Source organism: Gordonia lacunae (assembly GCF_002149015.1).
In the GTDB taxonomy this organism is placed as follows: Bacteria; Actinomycetota; Actinomycetes; order Mycobacteriales; family Mycobacteriaceae; genus Gordonia; species Gordonia lacunae.
Genome location: NZ_NGFO01000079.1, coordinates 1 through 1,678 on the forward strand (window position 1 = coordinate 1; position 1,678 = coordinate 1,678).

1 protein-coding gene and 1 pseudogene are annotated in these 1,678 nt (G+C 67.2%); one reads left to right on the plus strand and one right to left on the minus strand.

Annotated elements, in window-relative coordinates; all coding sequences use genetic code 11:
- A partial coding sequence (locus CA982_RS26185) for an IS30 family transposase (RefSeq protein WP_144066110.1) occupies window positions 1–250 on the plus strand: 250 nt, incomplete at its 5' end.
- Window positions 251–398: 148 nt separating this feature from the next.
- On the opposite strand, the pseudogene CA982_RS26190 reads toward CA982_RS26185, so the two are convergent.
- Window positions 399–1,631: pseudogene (locus CA982_RS26190) on the minus strand (carotenoid oxygenase family protein); the annotation flags it as partial.
- Window positions 1,632–1,678 lie beyond the last annotated feature (47 nt).

A 1,678-nucleotide genomic window follows, 5' to 3' on the forward strand; every position in this document is an offset into this window, starting at 1 on the left:
GCCGATCTACTTTGCCGACCCGCACAGCCCCTGGCAGCGAGGCAGCAACGAGAACACCAACGGCCTGCTGCGCCAGTACTTCCCCAAGGGAACCGACCTGTCGTTTCACGGGCCGGGGATCCTGGCCAACGTGGCCGCCGAACTCAATGGCCGGCCCCGCAAACGACACGGTTGGCGCAGCCCCGCCTACAAACTCGACGAACTACTACGATCAGGACCAACCGATCCCGCTGTTGCAGCGACCGGTTGAATCCGCCCTACCCCTCTGCTCCCTGAGGAGCGTCCGGAGCTTGCGGAGGCCGCGTCACGAAGGGTCCGGGCGACCGAGGTTGCGAAACCCTTCGTGACGCTCGCAAGCCCGCTCCTCAGGGAGTAGTGACGAGTCGACGATCCCGGCTTCACTCCGGGTCTGGCAACCACGCCCCGTGCAGGCCGGCCGGGACGCGAATCGGGAGTTGAACGGTGGCGACCGGTCCCGCCGTCGGTTCATCGGCGGCGAGAAGATAGAAGTACGAACGCATGTCGGCGGGGTCGGTGCCGATCGCACCCCAGTGGTCGCGTTCGGCACCCGGGATGTAGATCGGCTCGCCGATGGCGGCTCCGGGACTCCAGTAGGTCTCGGTCCCGGCAGAGAGGTCGTGGAACCAGAGGCTGTCGGTGGCACCGTCGTCCCTCGGCCCCTTCGCCACCGACGCGACCCGATGGTGATCCCGGGTGAGCAGCCGATCGTCGACGCGCGGGAACTCCATGTTGAAGGCGTTGTCGCTGATCGTGTTCCGCGTGATGGTGCCGTCCGGGCGGATGACCGCACGGGTGAGCGCCGACGTCGCCGGCCGCGGTTCGTCGGCGAAGCCTCCCGGGTAGCTCCATTCGACATAGTCGACGGTGACACCGTGCTCGGGCTCCGGGCCGTCGAAGGCGTTGGCGAAGTGCCACACCCAGAACGGATCGGTGTGCACCCAGCGCACCGGACCGCCGTCGCGCGGGATGAGCGCGACGCGCGTGCCGTCGTCGGGTTGCCAGGACAGCAGCGACCCACCGGCCATGACGCCCTCGAGGTCGAAGATCAACGGGCACACGAAAAGAACAAGATATCGCGACGTCAGAGCCATGTCGTGGATCATCACCGGCTTGTCGAGTCCCCCGACCGGGGTGGGGCCGGTGGTCGTGGTCCCGTCCGCGGAGACCACCGACCATGTCAGGTACGGCGCCTCGAGCCCGTAGTTGAACAACACCATCTCTCCGGTCGCCGGATCGATCTTCGGATGGGCGGTGCTGCCCACCCGCATGGCGCCGGAGCAGTCGGTCTTGGCCAGGGTGGCCAGCGACGATGGCTCGAGCAGGTAGGGCTGGTCGGACTCGGCCATCGCCATCAGTCGGCCACCGTGCCGGACGATGTTGATGTCGGGCAGTTCGCGGTAGGTGCCGGCCAGTTCGGCGCCCACCACACTTGCCGGCGGCGTGTATCCGTCGGTGAGACCTGACCACAGGGCTTGTCCGGCAGCCTCTTCCGCGATCACCATCGGGGTGCGGACGAACCGGTTGGTGTACCCGACGCGGCCGTCGGAGATGCTGATCCGATGCACCATGCCGTCGCCGTCGAGGGGATAGACGAACGACCCGATCGGGTCGTTCGTCTATCCCCTCGACGGCGACGGCATGGTGCATCGGATCAGCA